This window comes from Pinisolibacter sp., assembly GCF_036782435.1.
Lineage (GTDB): Bacteria > Pseudomonadota > Alphaproteobacteria > Rhizobiales > Ancalomicrobiaceae > CALBKH01.
The window spans coordinates 127,061-146,113 of record NZ_DAIPZB010000001.1; the positions used below are offsets into that span (position 1 = coordinate 127,061).

Genomic DNA, 19,053 nt, shown 5'->3' on the forward strand with positions numbered 1-19,053 from the left:
TCGGATGTCGGCCTCGGATCGGCCGGTTCGGGTCAGTGGTTGTCGCGCGGCATGTGGCGTGCGGCGATGTCGCGGTAGCAGTCCGAGCCCCGCAGCGTCATGCCGCGGGAGAAGGGCTCGACCCGCTCGCGGAAGATCTCCTGCCATGGCGACTGGGAGGCGGGAACGGGGAAGCCGCCACGGGCCGCGAGCGCCTCGCGGCGCCGCGCGATCTCGTCGTCCGGAACGAGCATGTCGACGACGCCCTTCTTCAGGTCGATGCGGACCCGATCGCCGGTCGTGAGAAGCGCCAGACCGCCGCCGTCCGCCGCTTCCGGCGAGGCGTTGAGGATCGACGGCGAGCCGGAGGTTCCCGACTGCCGGCCGTCGCCGACACAGGCGAGCATGGTGATGCCCTTCTCGATGAGGTAGGACGGCGGCCGCATGTTGACGACCTCGGCGCCGCCCGGATAGCCGATCGGCCCGGCGCCGCGCATGACCAGGATGCAGGTCTCGTCGATGGCGAGGCTCGGGTCGTCGATGCGGGCGTGGAAGTCCTCCGGCCCTTCGAAGACCACGGCGCGGCCTTCGAAGGCGTCCGGGTCGGCGGGATTCTCGAGATAGCGGGCGCGGAACTCGTCGGAGACCACCGACATCTTCATGATGGCGCTGTCGAAGAGATTGCCCTTGAGATTGACGAACCCGGCCTTCGTCTTCATCGGCGTGGCGAAGGGGCGGATCACCTCGGTGTTGCGGATCGTCGCGCCTGCGCAGTTCTCGCCGATCGTCCGGCCGTTGGCGGTGAGCGCGTCGGGATGGGGCAGGCGCCCGGCGCGGATCAACTCGCCGACCACCGCCGGCACGCCGCCGGCCCGGTGATAGTCTTCGCCGAGGTATTCGCCTGCCGGCTGGAGATTGACCAGCAGCGGCACGTCGCCGCCGATCCGCTGCCAGTCGTCGTTGTCGAGCGCGACGCCGGCGAGACGGGCGACGCCGTTGAGGTGGATCGGCGCATTGGTCGAGCCGCCGATCGCCGAGTTGACGACGATGGCGTTCTCGAAGGCCTCGCGGGTCATGATGCGCGAGGGTTTCAGATCCTCGTGCACCATGTCGACGATGCGCTTGCCCGTCGCATAGGCCATCTGGCCGCGCTCGCGATAGGCGGCGGGGATGGCGGCCGAACCCGGCAACTGCATGCCCAGCGCCTCGGCGAGCGAGTTCATCGTCGTGGCGGTACCCATGGTCGAGCAGTAGCCGACCGACGTCGTCGACGAGGCGACGAGGTCGAGGAAGCCGGCGTCGTCGATCTCGCCGGCGGCGTGGAGCTCGCGCGCCTTCCACACGATGGTGCCCGATCCCGTCCGCTTGCCGTCGTACCAGCCGTTCAGCATCGGGCCGACGGAGAAGGCGATCGCCGGAATGTCGACGGTCGCCGCGGCCATCAGCAGGGCGGGGGTGGTCTTGTCGCAGCCGATGTTGAGGACGACGCCGTCGATCGGATAGCCGAACAGGCTCTCCACCAACGACAGATAGGCGAGGTTGCGATCGAGCATCGCCGTCGGCCGCTTGCCGGTCTCCTGGATCGGATGGACCGGGATCTCCAGCGGCACGCCGCCGGCGGCGATGATGCCGTCGCGCAACCGCTTGGTCAGCTCGATGTGGTGGCGGTTGCAGGGGGAGAGATCGGAGCCGGTCTGGGCGATGCCGATGATCGGGTTGCCGCCCTGCAACTCCTCGCGGGTCAGGCCGTAGTTGAGATAGCGCTCGAGGTAGAGCGCCGTCATCTCCCGGTCGTGGGGATTGTCGAACCACTGCCGCGAACGCAGCTTCGCCGGATCTTTCTTCTGGGTCATGACAGTCGACCTTCGGATGGGGAGTGGACCACGGGTGATGCCGGCGACGTCAGCCGGACCAGCCGCCGTCGATGATGCAGGCCTGGCCGGTGGTGAAGGCGCTCTCGTCGGAGGCGAGGTAGACGGCGAGCGCGGCGATCTCCTCGGCGCGGCCGATGCGGCCCATCGGCTGGCGAGCGACGAAAGCCTTCATCGCCGCCTCGTAGTCACCGGTGGCGCGCAGGCGGTCGTGCAGCGACGGGCTCTCGACCGTACCGGGGCAGATGGCGTTGCAGCGTACGCCGGTGGTGACGAAGTCGCGAGCGATCGACTTGGTCAAGCCGATCACCGCCGCCTTGGTGGTGCCGTAGATGAAGCGGTTGGGCGCGCCGACGATCGAGGACGCCACCGACGACATGTTGACGATCGAGCCGACGCCGCGTTCGACCATGCCGGGCAGCGCCGCGCGGATGGTGCGCAGCATCGAACGGACGTTGAGATCGAAGCCGAAGTCCCACTCCTCGTCGGTGCAGTCGAGGATGGTGCCGGCGTGGACGAAGCCGGCACAGTTGAAGAGCACGTCGGGGGTGGCACGCGCCACGCCCTCCTTCACCGACGCGTCGGAGCGCGCATCGAGCACGAAGGTCTCGATACCGGGATGGCCGAGCCCGGCGAGTTCGGCGAGCGTCTTGTCGTTGATGTCGGTGGCGAAGACCTTCGCCCCTTCCTCCGCCATGGCGATCACGGTGGCCCGGCCGATCCCCTGACCGGCCGCGGTGGCGAGAACCCGCTTGCCTTCGAGCCTCGGTTTCGTACCCATGATCTCTTCCCCTTCGCCGATGGCGTTCGTCTGTCGAATTATCTCGTGCGCGCCGCGTCGGCCGACCGTCTCGATCGCGATCGACGTCGGCCGGCCCGCTCACACGGTTCGCGGCCGGTCGTCCTCGATGTGGATGCGGATGATCTCCGCGAAACTCTCTTCCGCCGTGAACCCGAGCGACCGAGCGGCCACCGGATCGAAATCGCGCGGCCAGCCGCCGACGATGCGGGCGATGCGTTCGTCGGGCACGCGGCGGATCAGCTTCACCGCCGCCTCGCCGGCGACGGCGCGTAGCGCCTCGATCTGTTCGGCGACGGTGCAGGACACCCCCGGCATGGCGAGGCTGCGCCGCCCGGCGAGGCGGGCCGTGTCGAGCGTCGCGGCGTGGGTGAGGAAACGGGCGGCCGAGCGCGGCGAGGCGTGCCAGTGGCGCACCGTGTCGGCGACCGGCAGGATCGCCTCCTGTCCGTTCAGCGGCTCGCGGATGATGCCGGAGAAGAAGGACGAAGCGGCGAGGTTCGGCTTGCCCGGGCGCACGCAGATGGTCGGCAGGCGGATCGAGATTCCGTCGACGAATCCCTTTCGCGAATAGTCGGCGAGAAGCAGTTCGGTCATCGCCTTCTGGGCGCCGTAGGAGGTTTGCGGCGCGGTGAGGAAGTCGTCGCCGATCTTCTCCGGGAACGGCGGGCCGTAGACCGCGATCGACGAGGCGAAGACGACGCGCGGCACATAGGCGCCGCCGCTCGCGAGGTGTTCGGCGCGGAGCGCCTCGAAGAGGTGCCAGGAGCCGCGGGCGTTGACGTCCCATCCCTTGTCGAAATTCGCCTCCGCGTCGCCGGAGACGATCGCCGCCAGATGGAAGACGACGTCGGGCCGCAGCACCGCGAGGCGGGTCGCCTCCGCCGGATCGGCGATGGTCCCGGTGAGGGCGCGGACGGGGATGGGGGCCTCCATGCCCGTCGCTTCGACGAGGTCGTGGAGCACGAGTTCGCCGATCGGCCGGCCGATCCCCTCGGCGGCGAGGCGCCCGGCGAGCTTGCGGCCGATCATGCCGGCGCCGCCGAGTACGAGAACCCGGATCGTGTCGTTCCCCGTCATCGGCCGATTCCGTTCAGTTCGAGGAGTTCGAGATAGATGCCGGAATGGTCCTCGTCGGCGCCGTCGAGGTCGCGGACGAAACGTTCGAAGCGGGCCCGCATCTGTTCGGTCAGCGGCAACGTCAGGCCGCAGGCGCTCGCCGCCTCGAGGGCGTTGACGATGTCCTTCAACTGGTTGATCGACCGGCCGCCGGGCACGAAATTGCCGGTGGTCATGCGCTCGCCGTGCTGTTGGAGAACGATCGAATCGGCGAAACCGCCCTTGAGGGCGAGCCGCACCGCCGCCGGATCGCCGCCGCCCTTCTCGACCAGCAGCATCGCCTCGGCGACGACGCCGATGGTCACCGCGACGATCGCCTGATTGGCGAGCTTGGCGAGCTGGCCGGCGCCGTGCGGGCCGACCCGCACCGGCCGCCCCATCGCCGCGAGGACCGGTCGCACCGTCTCGATCACCGCCGCATCTCCGCCGGCCATGATGGCGAGGCTCGCCGCTTCCGCGCCCTTCGTCCCGCCGGAGACCGGGGCGTCGACATGGCCGATGCCCATCGCCGCCAGCCGAGCCGCGTGGTCGCGGGCCTCGGTGGGCTTCACCGAGCTCATGTCGACGACGACGGCACCCGCGCGCATCGCCGCGGCGACACCCTGGGCGAAGAGGAGGTCGTCGACCGAGGCGCCGTTGGACAACATGGTGACCACCACGTCGGCGTCGGCGACAGCGTCGGTCGGCGTGGCGGCGACGGTGACGCCGAAAGCGCGCAACGGCTCGGCTTTCTCGGCGCTGCGGTTCCAGGCCGTCACCGGGAAGCCTGCCTTCGCCAGATTGGCGGCCATCGGCGCGCCCATCAGGCCGGTTCCGAGAAAGGCGACGTGCGGTCGGGTCATGGTCGGGTCACCGATCAGAGGGAGGCCGTGATGCCGCCGTCGACATGGAGGACGTGGCCGTTGACGAAGGAGGAGCCGGATCCGACGAGGAAGACCGCCGCGGCGACCAGTTCCTCGACCTCGCCCCAGCGCCCCGCAGGGGTACGCTTCTCCAGCCAGGCGGTGAAGTCCGGATCTTCCACGAGGGCGCGGTTGAGCGGCGTCTTGAAGTAGCCGGGCGCGATGGCGTTGACCTGGATGCCGTATTTCGCCCAGTCGGTCGCCATGCCGCGCGTCAGGTTGCGGATCGCGCCTTTGGTGGCGGTGTAGGGGGCGATGCCGGGACGCGCCAATTCGCTCTGCACCGAGGCGATGTTGACGATCTTGCCGGCGCGCCGCGGGATCATCCGCCGCGCCACCGCCTTGCCGACCAGGAAGGCGCTGGTGACGTTGGTGCGCAGCAGCAGATCCCATTTGTCGTCGGGATAGTCCTCGAGCGGCGTCCGGTATTGCATGCCGGCGTTGTTGATCAGGATGTCGATCGGGGTCTCCGCCTCGATCCGCTCGATCGCCTCGTTCACCGCCGTGGCGTCGGTGACGTCGAAGGCGGCGACGCTCACCTCGGCGCCGTCCTCGCGCAGGCTCGCCGCGGCGGCCTCGAGGCGCTCGCGGTCGCGGCCGTTGACGACGACGCGGGCGCCGTGGGCCGCCAGGCCGCGCGCCAGGGTGAAGCCGATCCCCATGCTCGAGCCGGTCACCAGTGCGGTGCGGCCGCTCAGATCGAAATATCCGGAGATGGTCATCCGCCACTCACTCCAAGCATCGGGTCAGGCGGGGATCTTCTGGCGGCGCAGGTCTTCGCGCAGCGTCTGGAGATGGCTCTCCAGGGCGCGGCAGCAGGCCTTGGCGTCACGGGTGATGGCCGCCTGCAGGATCGCCTCGTGCTCGGGCAGCGTCTCCTCGCGGAAACCGGCCGAATCGAGGGTCAGCACCACCTGCTGGCGAAAACGCTCGTAGATGTTGCGATGGGTCTGGCGCAGCGTCTCGGACGGGCAGGCCGACAGGAGCGTGTCGTGGAACTCCCAGTCCACCCGGGTCCACATGCCGATGTACTGGGTCAGATCGCTCGTCGCCCGCATCTTGGTCTCGAGGTGGGCGAGTTTGTAGTGGGCGGCGTTCAGCCGCGCTTCCCATTCGATGTCCCCGAACTCGATCGCCTGCCGAGCGCCTTCGCACTCCAACAGGATGCGCAACTGCATCAGTTCGGTCAGCCGCCGCTCGGAGGCACGCGGCACGTGGAACCCGCGCTGCTCCTCCTGTTCGAGCAGATGTTCGTGGGACAGGCGCAGGAACACCTCGCGCATGGCGCTGGCCGAGATGCCGAATTCGTCCTTGTGGAGATCGGGTCGCAGCTTCTGGCCGCCTGCGAATCCGCCGGCCATCAGACGCCGTTTGATGATCCGGTAAGCGGACGACGGCGTCATGTCGTTCTCGTCGATCATCGAAATCCTCCATGCGCCGCGCCTGCCCGTCGGCCGCTCGACCCGGGTACGATACAAGCAGCTTTCGAGAAGTCCAACGAATTTTAAAATTCATCGGAATTTAAAAGTTCGGCTTGTTTGCGGAAAAATTGGACGTTAAGGTCCCGGCTGCTGCGGAAAGGTCGCGGCAGGGAGAAAACGCCACGGCGCGACAAGAATCCGGCGCCGGCCAATCAGGAGGAAAGAGCCCATGAAACTGAAGAAGTCGCTTCTCGCGATGACGGCCGCAGTTGCCATGGCCGCCACGGGCGCCTTCGCCGCCGACGCCACGACCACGCTGCGCATCCAGACGCACTACGGACCGGAGACGATCTCGGGCAAGAACGCCGCGATGTTCGTCGACGACGTCCAGACGATGTCGGGCGGCGCCATCAAGATCGAGATGTTCTATTCGTCGTCGGTGGTGAAGTCGGTCGAAACCTTCGACGCGGCGGCGAGCGGCATCCTCGACTGCGACATGACCGGCGGCGCCTATCAGACCGGCAAGAACCCGGCTTTCCAGTTCGTCGGCGACATCATGGGCGGTTACGACACGCCCTATCAGCAGCTCAGCTGGCTGCTCCTCGGCGGCGGCAAGGACGTCGCCCAGAAGCTCTACAACAAGTACGACATGCAGCTCATCGGCTGGTGGGTCGTCGGCCAGGAATCGCTCGCCTCGACCAAGCCGATCGCCGGCATCGCCGACCTCAAGGGCTGGAAGTTCCGTTCGCCCCCGGGCATGGAGACCAAGATCTTCGAGAAGCTCGGTTCCAAGCCGGTGGTGATGGACTTCACCGAGGTGTTCACCGCGCTGCAGACCGGCATCATCGACGGCGCCGACGCCTCGATCCTGGCCAACAACATGGCGATGGGCCTCTACGACATCGCCAAGCACGCCAACTATCCGGGCTTCCATTCGATGCCGTCCGACCACCTCGCCTGCAACAAGGCGAAGTGGGAGGGCATGCCGGCGGCTCAGCGCCGCATCATGGAAGTCGCCATGGAGAAGCTGGCGCTGCGTCAGGCGATGGCGGGTGACAAGGCCAACAACGAGGCCGCCGCCAAGCTCAAGGCGAAGGGTGTGACCATCTCCGACTGGAGCGCCGCCGATCGCCAGGCCTTCCACAAGGCGGCGCAGGCCTCCTGGGACGAGTTCGCCACCACGCCGGAAGCGAAGGCCCTCGTCGCCAGCCACAAGTCGTACCTCGACGGACTCGGCCTCCTGGTCAAGTGAGCCGATCGCGGCGGGTCGGTCACCGGCCCGCCGCTCCTCTCTCTCGTCGCGCCCTGTCGGGGAGACCTCCATGGTCGAGCACGAACGGACCGGTCCGGTCGATCTCGTCACGTGGTCGGTGAGCCGGATCTCGATGATCCTGCCCGCCGTCATCGTGGTGGTGATGACCATCGAAGTGGTGATGCGCTACATCTTCGCCAGCCCGACGCTGTGGGCCAACGAGATGTCCCTGTGGATCGCCGGTGCGGTCTATCTGCTCGCCGGCCTCTATTCGATGCAGCAGCGCAGCCACATCCGCATCACGCTGTTGCGTGACATGGCGCCGTTGTGGCTCCGGCGCACCTTCGACGTCGTCTCGACGCTGTTGCTGCTGATCTTCGTCTTCTCGGTGGTGTGGGGCGGCTTCGGCGAAGCCTGGGCCAAGATGATGCGTTGGGAGACCTTCGGCACCGCCTGGGACCCGCCGCTGCCGGCCACCATCAAGCCGCTCATCCTGATCGTGGTGACGCTCACCGCCATTCAGGCGGTCTCCAATCTGATCGCCGATTGGGGCCGAACCGCCGCCGAACACTCCATCCTCGACGAGGTCGACATCGACGTCGAGGCGATCCGCCGTTCGGAGGCGGAGATCGACGCGAAACGCGAAGCCGAGCATGCGGCCGAGCGCGCCGCCGAGCACGCCGCGCAACAGAGATCCGCCGCGGGCTGATCCGCGGCGACGTTTCGCCCTCATTTCACCCGCGACGAAACGAGAGACCGGCGCCTTTCGGGCTTCCGAGCCGGCGGAGACACGGGACGGACACTCATGGACATCGGTACGATCTCGCTCGTGGTGATGCTCGGCATGCTGATGCTGCTGGCGATCGGCATGCCGCTCGGCTTCGCCTCCGGCTTCCTCGCCGTGGTGGTGATGGTGATGAAGTTCGGGCCGAACCTGCTCTACGGCCATTTCGGCACCGGGCCGCTCAACATCCTGGCGCAGCGGATGTACGGCCTCGCCACCGATTACGTGTTGATCTCGGTCCCGCTCTTCATCCTCATGGCGACGCTGCTCGAACGATCGTCGATCGCCCGCGACATGTACGACAGCCTGCTCCTCTGGCTGAGCCGGACCCGCGGCGGCATCGCCATCGTCACCTCGATCATGGCCATCGTCATGGCCGCCATGTCGGGCATCATCGGCGGCGAGGTGGTTCTCCTCGGACTGATCGCGCTGCCGCAGATGCTGCGCCTCGGCTACGATCAGAACATGGCGGTCGGCACCATCTGCGCCTCCGGCTCGCTCGGGACGATGATCCCGCCGTCGATCGTGCTGATCATGTACGGACTGATCACCGACACCTCGATCGACGCGCTGTTCCGCGGCGCCTTCGTGCCCGGCTTCATCCTCGGCGGCCTCTACATCGCCTACATCGTCATTCGCACCAAGCTGAACCCGTCGCTGGCGCCGCTGCCCGAACCCGACGAGGACGAGTTGCCGGCGGCCGAGAAGCGGCTCGCCTTCGTCACCTTCCTGCTGTGGCTGGGTGCGGTGGCCGGCGCTCTCGGTCTCTCCCACGCGGCGATGATCGAGACGCAGAACCACTTCGGCCTTCTCAAACCGGACGACTACAAGCCCTACGGCTTCGATCGGATCGCGATCTTCGCGGCGCTGTTCGCCGCCGGCCTCGTCCTGCCGCGGCTCGTCTTCGGCCGGAAGAACATCCACGACACCTGGAAGATGACCCGCGGCCTCGTCGCCCCGATGATCGTCGTCCTCATCGTGCTCGGCTCGATCTACGGCGGCGTCACCGGGATCACCGAAGCCGCCGGCATGGGCTGCGTCGCCGTGCTGATCCTCATCGCCATCCGCGGCGAACTCACCTTCACGCTGGTGAAGGAAGCGCTGATGCGCACCTTCCGCTCCACCGGCACGATCATCTGGGTGACCTTCGGCGCCACCGCGCTGGCCGGCGCCTACACCATCGCCGGCGGGCCGACCTATGTCGCCAACCTGATCGTCGGGGCCGAGATGCCGACGCTCATGATCCTCGCGGTGATGATGGTGATCTTCCTCTTCCTCGGCGCCTTCATGGATTGGGTCGGCATCGTGCTGCTGGTCATGCCGGTGTTCCTGCCGATCGTGCTGAAGCTGCCGGTCGAGGAGATCGGCGTCTTCTCGCCGCTGGTCGACGCCCGCAGCTTCGTGCCGGTGTGGTTCGGTATCCTGTTCTGCGTCAACATGCAGGTGTCGTTCCTGTCACCGCCCTTCGGCCCGGCGGCCTTCTATCTGAAGTCGGTCGCTCCGCCGCAGATCAGTCTGCAGGACATCTTCCGCGGCTTCATGCCGTTCATGGCGATCCAGCTGCTGGTGCTGATGCTCGTGTTCTTCTTCCCCGAACTGACCATGTTCTTCCGGTCCTGAGGACGGCGCGACGATGGACCCGAGGCGTGCGGCGGAGCGAGTAGGATCGGACCGAATCGGTATACCATTTCTCCTCTGCGAGGGACGGACGGTGCGGTTCGAGACGATTCGGGAGATCGCGGCATGAGGGATTTCATCCGGCTCGACGATGCCGACAACGTCGTCACGGTGACGCGGGCGCTGGAGATCGGCGCGGCCGTCGAAGGAACGGCGGCGTCGGTCGCCATCCCGCGCGGGCACAAGATCGCCACCGTCGACATCCCGGCCGGCGCGCCGGTGCGCAAATACGCCCAGATCATCGGCTTCGCCGCGACGGACATCCGCGCCGGCGAGCACGTCCACACCCACAATCTCGAGTTCCGCCACGTCGATGCGGGCTACGAGTTCTCGACCGACCTCCGGCGGCCGGTGATGGTGGCGGAGGCCGATCGCGACACCTTCATGGGCTACCGGCGCGCCGACGGCCGGGTCGGGACACGCAACTTCATCGCCGTACTCACCTCGGTGAACTGCTCGGCGACGGCGGCCCGCGCCATCGCCTCGGCCTTCGGGCCGGAGGAGATGGCGCGCTACCCCAACGTCGACGGCGTCGTCGCCTTCGTCCACGGCACCGGCTGCGGCATGGCCTCGTCGGGCGAGGGCTTCGACGCGTTGCAGCGGGTGATGTGGGGCTATGCCCGCCATCCCAACGTCGCCGGCGTGCTGATGGTCGGGCTCGGCTGCGAGACCAACCAGATCGACTGGCTCCTCGACGCCTACGGGGTCGAGCGGGGGCCGTTGTTCCAGACGATGAACATCCAGGAGGTCGCCGGCCTGCGGCGCACCATCGAACGCGGTATCGAGAAGGTGCGCGAGATTTTGCCGATCGCCGACCGGGCGCGGCGCACGCCCTGTCCGGCCTCCGAACTGATGGTCGGGCTGCAATGCGGCGGGTCGGATGCCTGGTCGGGCATCACCGCCAACCCGGCGCTGGGTCGCGCCTGCGATCTCCTGGTGGCGCAGGGCGGCACCGGGGTGCTCGCCGAGACGCCGGAGATCTACGGCGCCGAACATCTCCTGACCCGTCGCGCCGTCGACCGGCCGACCGGCGAGAAGCTCGTCGCGCTGATCCGCTGGTGGGAGGACTATACCGCCCGCAACCGCGGTTCGATGGACAACAATCCGAGCCCCGGCAACAAGAAGGGCGGCCTGACGACCATCCTCGAGAAGTCTCTCGGGGCGGCGATGAAGGGCGGCACGACGCCGCTCGCCGGCGTCTATCGCTACGCCGAACCGGTGACGGCGCGCGGCTTCACCTTCATGGATTCGCCGGGCTACGACCCGGTCTCGGCCACCGGCCAGATCGCCTCGGGGTGCAATCTCATCGCCTTCACCACCGGGCGCGGCTCGGCCTTCGGCTCGAAGCCGGCGCCCTGTATCAAGATCGCCACCAACACCGACATGTATCGGCGGATGAGCGACGACATGGACGTCGACGCCGGCGCGATGCTCTCCGCCGGGATCGGGCTCGAAGAGAAGGGCAGGGAGATCTACGATCTCATGCTCCGAGTCGCGTCGGGCGAGAAATCCAAGTCCGAGGCCGAAGGCCTCGGTGACCTCGAATTCGTGCCCTGGCAGATCGGCGCGACGATGTGAGCCGGCGCTCGGGCGTCGGAAAGCGGAGAAAAGCACATGACCAGACCCACGATCGGCTTCATCGGGCTCGGCCTGATGGGATCGGCCATGGTCCAACGACTCCTCGATCGCGACTACGCGGTGACGGTGCTCGGTCACCGTGACAGATCGGGCGTCGAGGCGGCGCGCGCGCGCGGCGCGCGCGAGGCGAAGACGGCGCGCGACCTCGCCGCGGCGAGCGACGTCGTCATGCTGTGCATGGGCACCTCCGCACAGGTCGAGAGCCGCATGTACGGCGACGACGGTGTCATCGCCGGATTGAGGCCGGGCGCCGTCGCCATCGATTTCGGTACGTCCCTGCCGGCCTCGACCCGGGCGATCGGCGCCGCGGTGGCCGCGGTCGGAGCGACCTACATGGACGCACCGCTCGGCCGCACCCCGTCGCACGGCCGCGAGGGCAAGCTCAACATCATGTGCGCCGGCGACGAGGCGACCTTCGCCCGCATCCGCCCGATCCTCGACGATCTTGGCGAGAACGTCTTCCACCTCGGCACCCTCGGTTCGGGCCACACCATCAAGCTGATCAACAACTTCTTCGCCATGACCACGGCCTCCGCCATGTCGGAGGTCTTCGTCATGGCCGACGCCACCGGCATCCCGCGGCAGAAGATCTACGACGTGATGTCGGCCGGTCCGCTCCATTCCGGCATGATGGACCTGGTCAAGGCCTATGCGATCGACGGCGACGCCGACAAGCTCGCCTTCGCGCTCGAGAACGCCCGCAAGGACGTCGGCTACTACATCCGTATGGCCGAGGACTCGGGCTCGGCGACGGTCATGTCGGGCGCCGCCAAGCTGCTGCTCGATCTGGCGGTGGCCGGTGGCCACGGCAAGGACAACGTGCCGCGACTGGTCGATTTCGTCTCGACCCTGATTCGGCGGGACGCCTAGGAACGCCTGGGGACGACCGGAAGGCGGAGCGGACGAGAACGATGGCCGGGACGACCGCACGCCCCAACGAAGATCGCCCGATGCTCGCCATCGCGCTGATGCTGTTGACCTATCTCGGCTTCTCCTGTGTCGATGCCGCCGGGAAGTCCCTGGTTCTCGCGGGCATTCCGGCGTTCCAGGCGGCGTTCTTCCGCTACTTCGGCCATTCGGTGATCGCGCTCGCGCTGATTGCCCGCCAGGGCGGCTCCGTCGCGCGCTTCGGCACCACCCACAAACGGCTGGTGCTGACCCGCGGCTTCATCCTCATGTTTTCGACGGTCATCAACTTCTTCGCGCTGCGCTATCTGCCGTTGACGCTGACCGCGACCATCCTCTTCTCCGCGCCGATCATCATCGCCGCGCTGTCGGGGCCGGTGCTCGGCGAGCGGGTCGGGATCTGGCGGTGGAGCGCCATTGTCGCCGGCTTCGTCGGCATCGTCGTCGCGCTGCGCCCCTTCGACGCCAGCTTCCACTGGGCGATGCTGCTGTCCTTCACCAACGCCGTCATCTTCGCCGTCTACTCGCTGATGACCCGCAAGCTCGCCGGCAGCGTCTCGACCGACACCATGCAGCTCTACGCCGGGCTGATCGGCACCGTCGTCCTCGCCCCGGTCGCAGCCTGGGTGTGGGTGACCCCGGGTTCGCTCGTGGAATGGGTGTTGCTGCTCGGCATGGGCGTCTTCGGCTGGGCCAGCCACGAGACGCTCACCCGCGCCTACGGCTACGCCGAAGCCGGGGCGCTGACGCCCTACACCTATATCTACCTCCTCTACATGGGCTTCTGGGGCTGGTTCCTCTTCGACACCGTTCCCGATCGGTGGACGATGGCCGGCGCGGCGATCATCATCGCCTCCGGTCTGGTGATCTGGATGCGCGAGCGTCGGCTGAACCGCTCGACGCGACCGTAGGAGCGGACCGATCGGTGACGCCGAGCGGCGAGGAGCCGCACGACGTCGCGTGAGGCTGCGCCGTCGATCCCGACTCGTGCCGCGTCGCGCGCGCGAAGGCTCCCTCGATGTCGGAAGCCCGTTTGCGATCGGGACATGCGGACGAGCCCGGCGCCCCTTGCCGTATCGCGAAATATTTCAAGGACGGAAGGTTATTGCGATTCCATTGTGCAGCTGCGAGAAGGCTTGCTCACAAAAGCAGCGTGACATTCCGACAGTCGAGGCTCAGCATCCGGAATGCCCCGGACAGATCTTTCGGCACGAAAATTGCCGAAGAAGAGGGAGATCTGGAAGGAGATGACGCATGGGCATTTCCACCATCGCCGTAAACGGCGAGGGCGGTGATCGTCGCGCCGATGAAAAGCCTTCGACATCGCCGGTATCGGAAGTACGCGGCAAGGTCAGCGCGGAGATGGCGCTGTTCGGGATCTACGAGATCTCGAAGATCCTGACGACTCCGGCGCGCCTCGAGGTGGCCCTGTCGAACGTCGTCAACGTCCTGACTTCGTTCCTCAGGATGCGGCGCGGGATGATCGTCGTTCTCGACGATCCCGGCGAGATCGAGATCGTCGCGACCGCCGGCTGGACCCGGCAGGGGGGCGGTCGCGCCATCGACTGCCTGCCGCGCGGCGTGATCGATCGCATCGTCGCCACCGCGACGCCGCTGGTCGTCCACGACGTGGCGACCGATCCGCTCTTCGCCGAAGCCGAGGCGGCGATGGCGGAGGGGAGCGGCGCTCGCGTGTCCTTCCTCGGCGTCCCGATCAAGGTGGCCGACAAGGTGGTCGGCACGCTGTCGATCGATCGCATCTGGGACGGCCAGACCCTCTTCCGCATCGACGACGACCTTCGCTTCCTGTCGATGGTGGCGAGCCTCGCTGGGCAGACGGTGCGTCTCCACCGCATCCTCGCCGCCGATCGCCAGCGCCTGCTCGACGAGCGCGGCGCCTTCGAGAAGGCGCTCGGCAACGAACTGGCCCAGCGGACCCGGTCGCCGGCCCCGAAGGTCGACGGCATCGTCGGCGACAGCGCCCCGGTGAAGCGGGTTCTCGCCACCATCGCCGTCGTCGCCAAGTCGAACTCGACGGTGCTGTTGCGCGGCGAGAGCGGCACCGGCAAGGAGCTCTTCGCCCGCGCCATCCACGATCTCTCCCCGCGCAAGCACAAGCCCTTCGTCAAGCTCAACTGCGCGGCGCTGCCCGAGAGCGTGCTGGAGAGCGAACTCTTCGGCCACGAGAAGGGCTCCTTCACCGGCGCCGTGGCCACCCGCGCCGGCCGCTTCGAGATGGCACACGGCGGTACGCTGCTGCTCGACGAGATCGGCGAGATCTCACCCGCCTTCCAGGCCAAGCTGCTGCGCGTCCTCCAGGAGGGCGAGTTCGAGCGGGTCGGCGGCAACAAGACGTTGAAGGTCGACGTTCGCCTCGTCTGCGCCACCAACAAGAACCTCGAGGAGGCGGTCGCCAAGGGGGAGTTCCGCGCCGATCTCTACTATCGCATCAACGTCGTGCCGGTGTTCCTGCCGCCGTTGCGCGAACGCCCCGGCGACATCCCGCAACTCGCCCGCGCCTTCGTCGAGCGCTTCAACGCCGAGAACGGCCGCCATCTGGCGATCGCCACCTCGGGGATGGAGATGCTCAAGCGCTGCTACTTCCCGGGCAACGTGCGCGAGCTTGAGAACTGCGTCCGCCGCACCGCGACGCTCGCTCACGGCGAACAGATCGTCGCGGCGGACTTCGCCTGTCACAGCGGCAACTGCCTCTCCGCGCTCCTGTGGAAGAGCGCGCCGAAGCCGCCCGCCACTCCCGACCCGATCGATGTGCTCGCTTCCGGTGCGGTCGCCGTGGCGCCGACCCCCGACTGGGGCGTCCCCCCGGCGGTCGCGGCGTCCGCTCCGGTCGCGGCCCCTTCCGCCGGCGGCAGCGAGATCCCGGCGGGCTTGTGCGAACACGCCGCCGATCCCGCCTGTCCGGCCCTCGGCGGCCGCCAATCGGAGCGCGACCGTCTGGTCGACGCCATGGAGCGCTCCGGCTGGGTGCAGGCCAAGGCCGCCCGTCTGCTCGGGCTGACCCCCCGACAGATCGGCTACGCCCTGAAGAAGCACGACATCGAATTGAAGAGGTTCTGATCGCCGACGTTCCTCCTGTCGACGACCCTGGGGCGGCCCGGAGAACTCCGGGCCGTCTCTCTTTTTCACCGACCTTGGAGATCGGCCGCCGGACGTTGTCGGACATTCGACACCGATGTCGGTCCGGCCTGTGTCGGAATTCGCTCAGTCTGAAGAAAACTTCGATAAAACAGAGGCATGAAGCGCTGGCATGCCCCTTGCGAACTCTCTCTCGAACCATACCGAGGGGAGTGGTCGCATGAACCAGCCGATGATCTCGCTCGACAGCCTGCTCCAGCCGATCGACGTCGACGCGCTCGAGAAGACCGCCGCGTCGGGCGGTTGTTCGTCGTCGTCCTGCGGCTCGTCGGCCAAGCCCGACGACATGGATGCCGCCACCTGGGAGAAGATCAAGGATCATCCCTGCTATTCGGAAGAGGCGCACCACTATTTCGCCCGCATGCACGTCGCCGTGGCGCCGGCCTGCAACATCCAGTGCAACTACTGCAACAGGAAGTATGACTGCGCCAACGAGAGCCGCCCCGGCGTCGTCTCCGAGAAGCTGACCCCCGATCAGGCGATGCGCAAGGTCGTCACCGTGGCCAACGAGGTGCCGCAGCTGTCGGTGCTCGGTATCGCCGGCCCGGGTGACGCCTGCTACGATTGGAAGAAGACCAAGGCGACCTTCGAGGCGATCTCGAAGGAGATCCCCGACATCAAGCTCTGCATCTCGACCAACGGTCTGGCGCTGCCCGATCACGTCGACGAACTCGCCGAGATGAACGTCGATCACGTCACGATCACCATCAACATGGTCGATCCCGAGATCGGCGCGAAGATCTATCCCTGGATCTATTACAACAAGCGTCGCTACGAGGGCATCGAGGCGGCGCGCATCCTGCACGAGCGCCAGATGCTCGGGCTGGAGATGCTCACCGCCCGCGGTATCCTCACCAAGATCAACTCGGTGCTGATCCCCGGCGTCAACGACGAGCACCTGCTCGAAGTCAACAAGTGGGTGAAGGAGCGCGGCGCCTTCCTCCACAACGTCATGCCGCTGATCTCCGATCCGGCGCACGGCACCCATTACGGCCTCACCGGCCAGCGCGGGCCGACGGCGATGGAGCTGAAGGCTCTCCAGGACGAACTCGAGGGCGGCGCCAAGCTGATGCGCCACTGCCGCCAGTGCCGCGCCGACGCCGTCGGCCTCCTCGGAGAGGACCGCGGCCAGGAGTTCACCCTCGATCAGTTGCCCGAGACCGTCACCTACGACGCCTCCAAGCGCGAGGCCTATCGCGAGATCGTGGCCAAGGAGCGCGGCGATCACGTCGAGGCCAAGCAGGCGGCGGTGGCGGCGGTCAAGGACGTCGCGGCGGAAGCCAAGCTCCTCGTCGCGGTGGCGACCAAGGGCGGCGGCCGCATCAACGAACACTTCGGCCACGCCAAGGAGTTCCAGGTCTACGAAGCCGGTCCGAAGGGCATCACCTTCGTCGGTCACCGCAAGGTCGAGACCCAGTACTGCGAGGGCGGCTGGGGCGAGGACGCGACGCTCGACAGCGTGATCCGGGCGCTGGAAGGCGTCGAGGTGGTGCTCTGCGCCAAGATCGGCGACTGCCCCAAGGGCATGCTGACGGCCGCCGGCATCCGCGCCACCGATGCTTACGGCTTCGACTACATCGAGACGGCGATCGGCGCGCTCTATGCCGCCGAATACGGCGTCGAGCCGATCACCGCGGTCGCCTGACCGCCCGCCTTTTCCGGGGCGGGGCCGGATCGGCCCGTCCCGGAGCTTCGTGGGTGTCGACGGAAGTTGGGCCGTCGTTCGCTCGCGTCAGGTCCGGGGATCCCTCCGGACGGCCCCACCCGGCGCTCCGCCGCCGACACGACGTGACGACCACAGGAGAAGACTTCCATGGCCTTCAAGATCATCGCCTCCCAGTGCACCAGCTGCGGCGCCTGCGAGTTCGAGTGCCCCTCCGCCGCCATCAAGATGAAGGGCGAAACCTACATCATCGACCCGGCCAAGTGCACCGAATGCGACGGCATGGACACCCAGCAGTGCGCCGCCGTCTGCCCGGTGCCCAAGACCTGCATCAAGGCCTGAGCCGTCGCGACCACCGGCGAGAGGGGACGCCGCATGGCCGGATCCGAGAGCGAGCGCACCGAACCCGTGGCCCAGCCGGTCGTCGAAGACGAGACGGTCGATTGGCTGGGCAATCCGGTCTCCTGCCGGGACTGTGCCCACGAGGAGAACCGCCGGGCGGGGATGTGCGATCTCGGCCGGACCTGCGTGAATGATCGCCGCGGCAAGCGCATCGACCGCTTCTTTGCGGCCAATCCGCTGCAGGCCGATCGCTACCTCGGGCATCCCTATTTCGAGGTGCGGACGCTGGCGGCGAAATACGCCAGCCTCTTCCGCCTGACGCCGCTGATCGACGACCCCGAGCCGGACGTCCGCGCCATGGTGGCGCTGAGACTGCCCAAGACCCGGGTGCGGCGTTTCGTCGGCGATCCCGACCGTCGCGTGCGGATGACCATCGCGCGCCGGCTCGACGGGGACGATCTCGTGCCGCTCCTCGCCGATCCCGACTACGGCGTCCGCCTCGCCGCGGCGCGCAAGGCGCCGCCGGCGCTGCTCGTCCGCGTCATCCACGACGCGGACGCCGACATCCGCCGCGAGGCGGCGCGACGCATCGACGACAATCTGCTGACCGCGATGGTCGCCGACGTCGATCCGACGGTCCGCCTGATCGTCGCCGAACGGATGCGGCCGGAGCACCTGAAACTCTTGGCCGACGACGAGGATCTCAGAGTGCGCTTCACCGTGGTGGAGCGCGCGCCGCTCGAGGAGCTTCCCCGCTTTCTCGACGATCCGGAAGACGTGGTGCGCGAGAGCGCGCGCCAGAGGCTCGAACCGCAGGGGGACGTGTGATGGGGCTCGGACGCGAGGAAGAAGTCGAGGTCCGCAGACCGCCGGTGTTCAAGCCGGGCGAGCGGGTGCGGGCCAAGCGCATGGTCAAGAACGACGGCACCTATCCACGCAAGGAGATCGGCGAGCCGCTCGTCCAGAAGGGCGACATGGGTTACGTGCGCGACATCGGCACCTTCCTGCAGATGTTCTGGATCTACGCGGTCGAGTGGCCGGAGCGCGGCACCATCGTCGGCATGCGCGGCAAGGAACTGATCAGCCTCGACAATCCGCAAACGGCGCCGGACGGCGACGCCGAGGCGGCGGTCGCCGCCGCGTGAGGCGACGTCGTGCGTCCCGTTCGGGGTGCCGAAAGCGAATTTTCCGGCCCCGAGCCGGGGGAAGCGGCCGGGCCCACGCCGGTCGCGGGACGAGAGGGAAGCCCACGCATGAAGGTCATGATCCGCAACACCCCCAAGGGCCTTTCGGCCTATCTGCCGAAGAAGGATCTCGAGGAGCCGATCGTCGAGATGGAGAAGGAGAGCATGTGGGGCGGCTCGGTGAAGATGAAGAACGGCTGGGTGCTGATCCTGCCGGCGATGCCCGCCGACACCCGCCTGCCGGTGACCGTCAACGCCCGCAAGGTCGGCGACGACGAGTGATCGGGGGTGGCCCGCCTGCCGGGAAACGCGTGACCTCGACCGGAACGCCGCCCTCTCCGCCGTCATCGCCGGGTTCGA

At 67.6% G+C, this 19,053-nt stretch carries 18 protein-coding genes; 12 read left to right on the forward strand and 6 right to left on the reverse strand.

The features are described from left to right. Positions 1-32: 32 nt before the first annotated feature. The 6 genes from V7Q42_RS00515 to V7Q42_RS00540 all read right to left on the reverse strand — a co-directional run bounded on the left by V7Q42_RS00515 (position 33) and on the right by V7Q42_RS00540 (position 6,091). Entirely contained in the window at positions 33-1,832 is a 1,800-nt protein-coding gene (locus V7Q42_RS00515) for an IlvD/Edd family dehydratase (protein ID WP_333821636.1), read from the reverse strand. 49 nt (positions 1,833-1,881) lie between these two features. Next, positions 1,882-2,631, reverse strand: a complete 750-nt coding sequence (locus V7Q42_RS00520) for an SDR family oxidoreductase (RefSeq protein WP_333821637.1) — start codon at positions 2,629-2,631, stop codon at positions 1,882-1,884. A 99-nt stretch (positions 2,632-2,730) separates the two neighbouring features. Continuing rightward, positions 2,731-3,711, reverse strand: coding sequence for a D-erythronate dehydrogenase (gene denD / locus V7Q42_RS00525; protein WP_333821736.1), 981 nt, complete (start codon positions 3,709-3,711; stop codon positions 2,731-2,733). A gap of 14 nt (positions 3,712-3,725) precedes the next feature. After that, positions 3,726-4,610: an NAD(P)-dependent oxidoreductase gene (locus V7Q42_RS00530; RefSeq protein ID WP_333821638.1), complete on the reverse strand. Its 885-nt coding sequence runs from the start codon at positions 4,608-4,610 to the stop codon at positions 3,726-3,728. A 14-nt stretch (positions 4,611-4,624) separates the two neighbouring features. After that, positions 4,625-5,386, reverse strand: a complete 762-nt coding sequence (locus tag V7Q42_RS00535) for an SDR family oxidoreductase (RefSeq protein ID WP_333821737.1) — start codon at positions 5,384-5,386, stop codon at positions 4,625-4,627. A gap of 30 nt (positions 5,387-5,416) precedes the next feature. Then, positions 5,417-6,091: a GntR family transcriptional regulator gene (locus V7Q42_RS00540; protein WP_333821640.1), complete on the reverse strand. Its 675-nt coding sequence runs from the start codon at positions 6,089-6,091 to the stop codon at positions 5,417-5,419. Between the two features lie 229 nt (positions 6,092-6,320). Here V7Q42_RS00540 and V7Q42_RS00545 point away from each other — a divergent pair, with 229 nt between their 5' ends. The 12 genes from V7Q42_RS00545 to nifT all read left to right on the forward strand — a co-directional run bounded on the left by V7Q42_RS00545 (position 6,321) and on the right by nifT (position 18,975). After that, on the forward strand, positions 6,321-7,343 hold the full coding sequence (locus tag V7Q42_RS00545) for a TRAP transporter substrate-binding protein (protein WP_333821641.1): 1,023 nt from the start codon (positions 6,321-6,323) through the stop codon (positions 7,341-7,343). A 70-nt stretch (positions 7,344-7,413) separates the two neighbouring features. Next, a complete protein-coding gene (locus V7Q42_RS00550; protein ID WP_333821642.1) occupies positions 7,414-8,052 on the forward strand; it encodes a TRAP transporter small permease subunit in 639 nt (212 codons plus the stop codon). A gap of 96 nt (positions 8,053-8,148) precedes the next feature. Continuing rightward, positions 8,149-9,747 carry a TRAP transporter large permease gene (locus tag V7Q42_RS00555; RefSeq protein WP_333821643.1) on the forward strand — a complete coding sequence of 533 codons (1,599 nt, stop codon included), beginning with the start codon at positions 8,149-8,151 and terminating at the stop codon, positions 9,745-9,747. Between the two features lie 123 nt (positions 9,748-9,870). Next, positions 9,871-11,382 carry a UxaA family hydrolase gene (locus V7Q42_RS00560; RefSeq protein WP_333821644.1) on the forward strand — a complete coding sequence of 504 codons (1,512 nt, stop codon included), beginning with the start codon at positions 9,871-9,873 and terminating at the stop codon, positions 11,380-11,382. 36 nt (positions 11,383-11,418) lie between these two features. Continuing rightward, positions 11,419-12,312, forward strand: a complete 894-nt coding sequence (locus V7Q42_RS00565) for an NAD(P)-dependent oxidoreductase (protein ID WP_333821645.1) — start codon at positions 11,419-11,421, stop codon at positions 12,310-12,312. A gap of 41 nt (positions 12,313-12,353) precedes the next feature. Beyond that, positions 12,354-13,259, forward strand: a complete 906-nt coding sequence (locus V7Q42_RS00570; RefSeq protein ID WP_333821646.1) for a DMT family transporter — start codon at positions 12,354-12,356, stop codon at positions 13,257-13,259. 451 nt (positions 13,260-13,710) lie between these two features. Next, complete coding sequence (nifA, locus tag V7Q42_RS00575; RefSeq protein ID WP_333821647.1) at positions 13,711-15,426, forward strand: nif-specific transcriptional activator NifA; 1,716 nt, start codon at positions 13,711-13,713, stop codon at positions 15,424-15,426. A gap of 238 nt (positions 15,427-15,664) precedes the next feature. Then, complete coding sequence (gene nifB / locus V7Q42_RS00580) at positions 15,665-17,149, forward strand: nitrogenase cofactor biosynthesis protein NifB (RefSeq protein ID WP_333821648.1); 1,485 nt, start codon at positions 15,665-15,667, stop codon at positions 17,147-17,149. A gap of 168 nt (positions 17,150-17,317) precedes the next feature. Further along, on the forward strand, positions 17,318-17,509 hold the full coding sequence (locus V7Q42_RS00585; RefSeq protein WP_333821649.1) for a 4Fe-4S dicluster domain-containing protein: 192 nt from the start codon (positions 17,318-17,320) through the stop codon (positions 17,507-17,509). 33 nt (positions 17,510-17,542) lie between these two features. After that, a complete protein-coding gene (locus V7Q42_RS00590) occupies positions 17,543-18,337 on the forward strand; it encodes a 4Fe4S-binding leucine-rich repeat protein (RefSeq protein WP_333821650.1) in 795 nt (264 codons plus the stop codon). After that, positions 18,337-18,654: a nitrogen fixation protein NifZ gene (locus V7Q42_RS00595; RefSeq protein ID WP_333821651.1), complete on the forward strand. Its 318-nt coding sequence runs from the start codon at positions 18,337-18,339 to the stop codon at positions 18,652-18,654. The genes V7Q42_RS00590 and V7Q42_RS00595 overlap by 1 nt, the downstream gene beginning before the upstream one ends. Before the next feature lie 108 nt (positions 18,655-18,762). After that, complete coding sequence (nifT, locus tag V7Q42_RS00600; protein ID WP_333821652.1) at positions 18,763-18,975, forward strand: putative nitrogen fixation protein NifT; 213 nt, start codon at positions 18,763-18,765, stop codon at positions 18,973-18,975. Positions 18,976-19,053 lie beyond the last annotated feature (78 nt).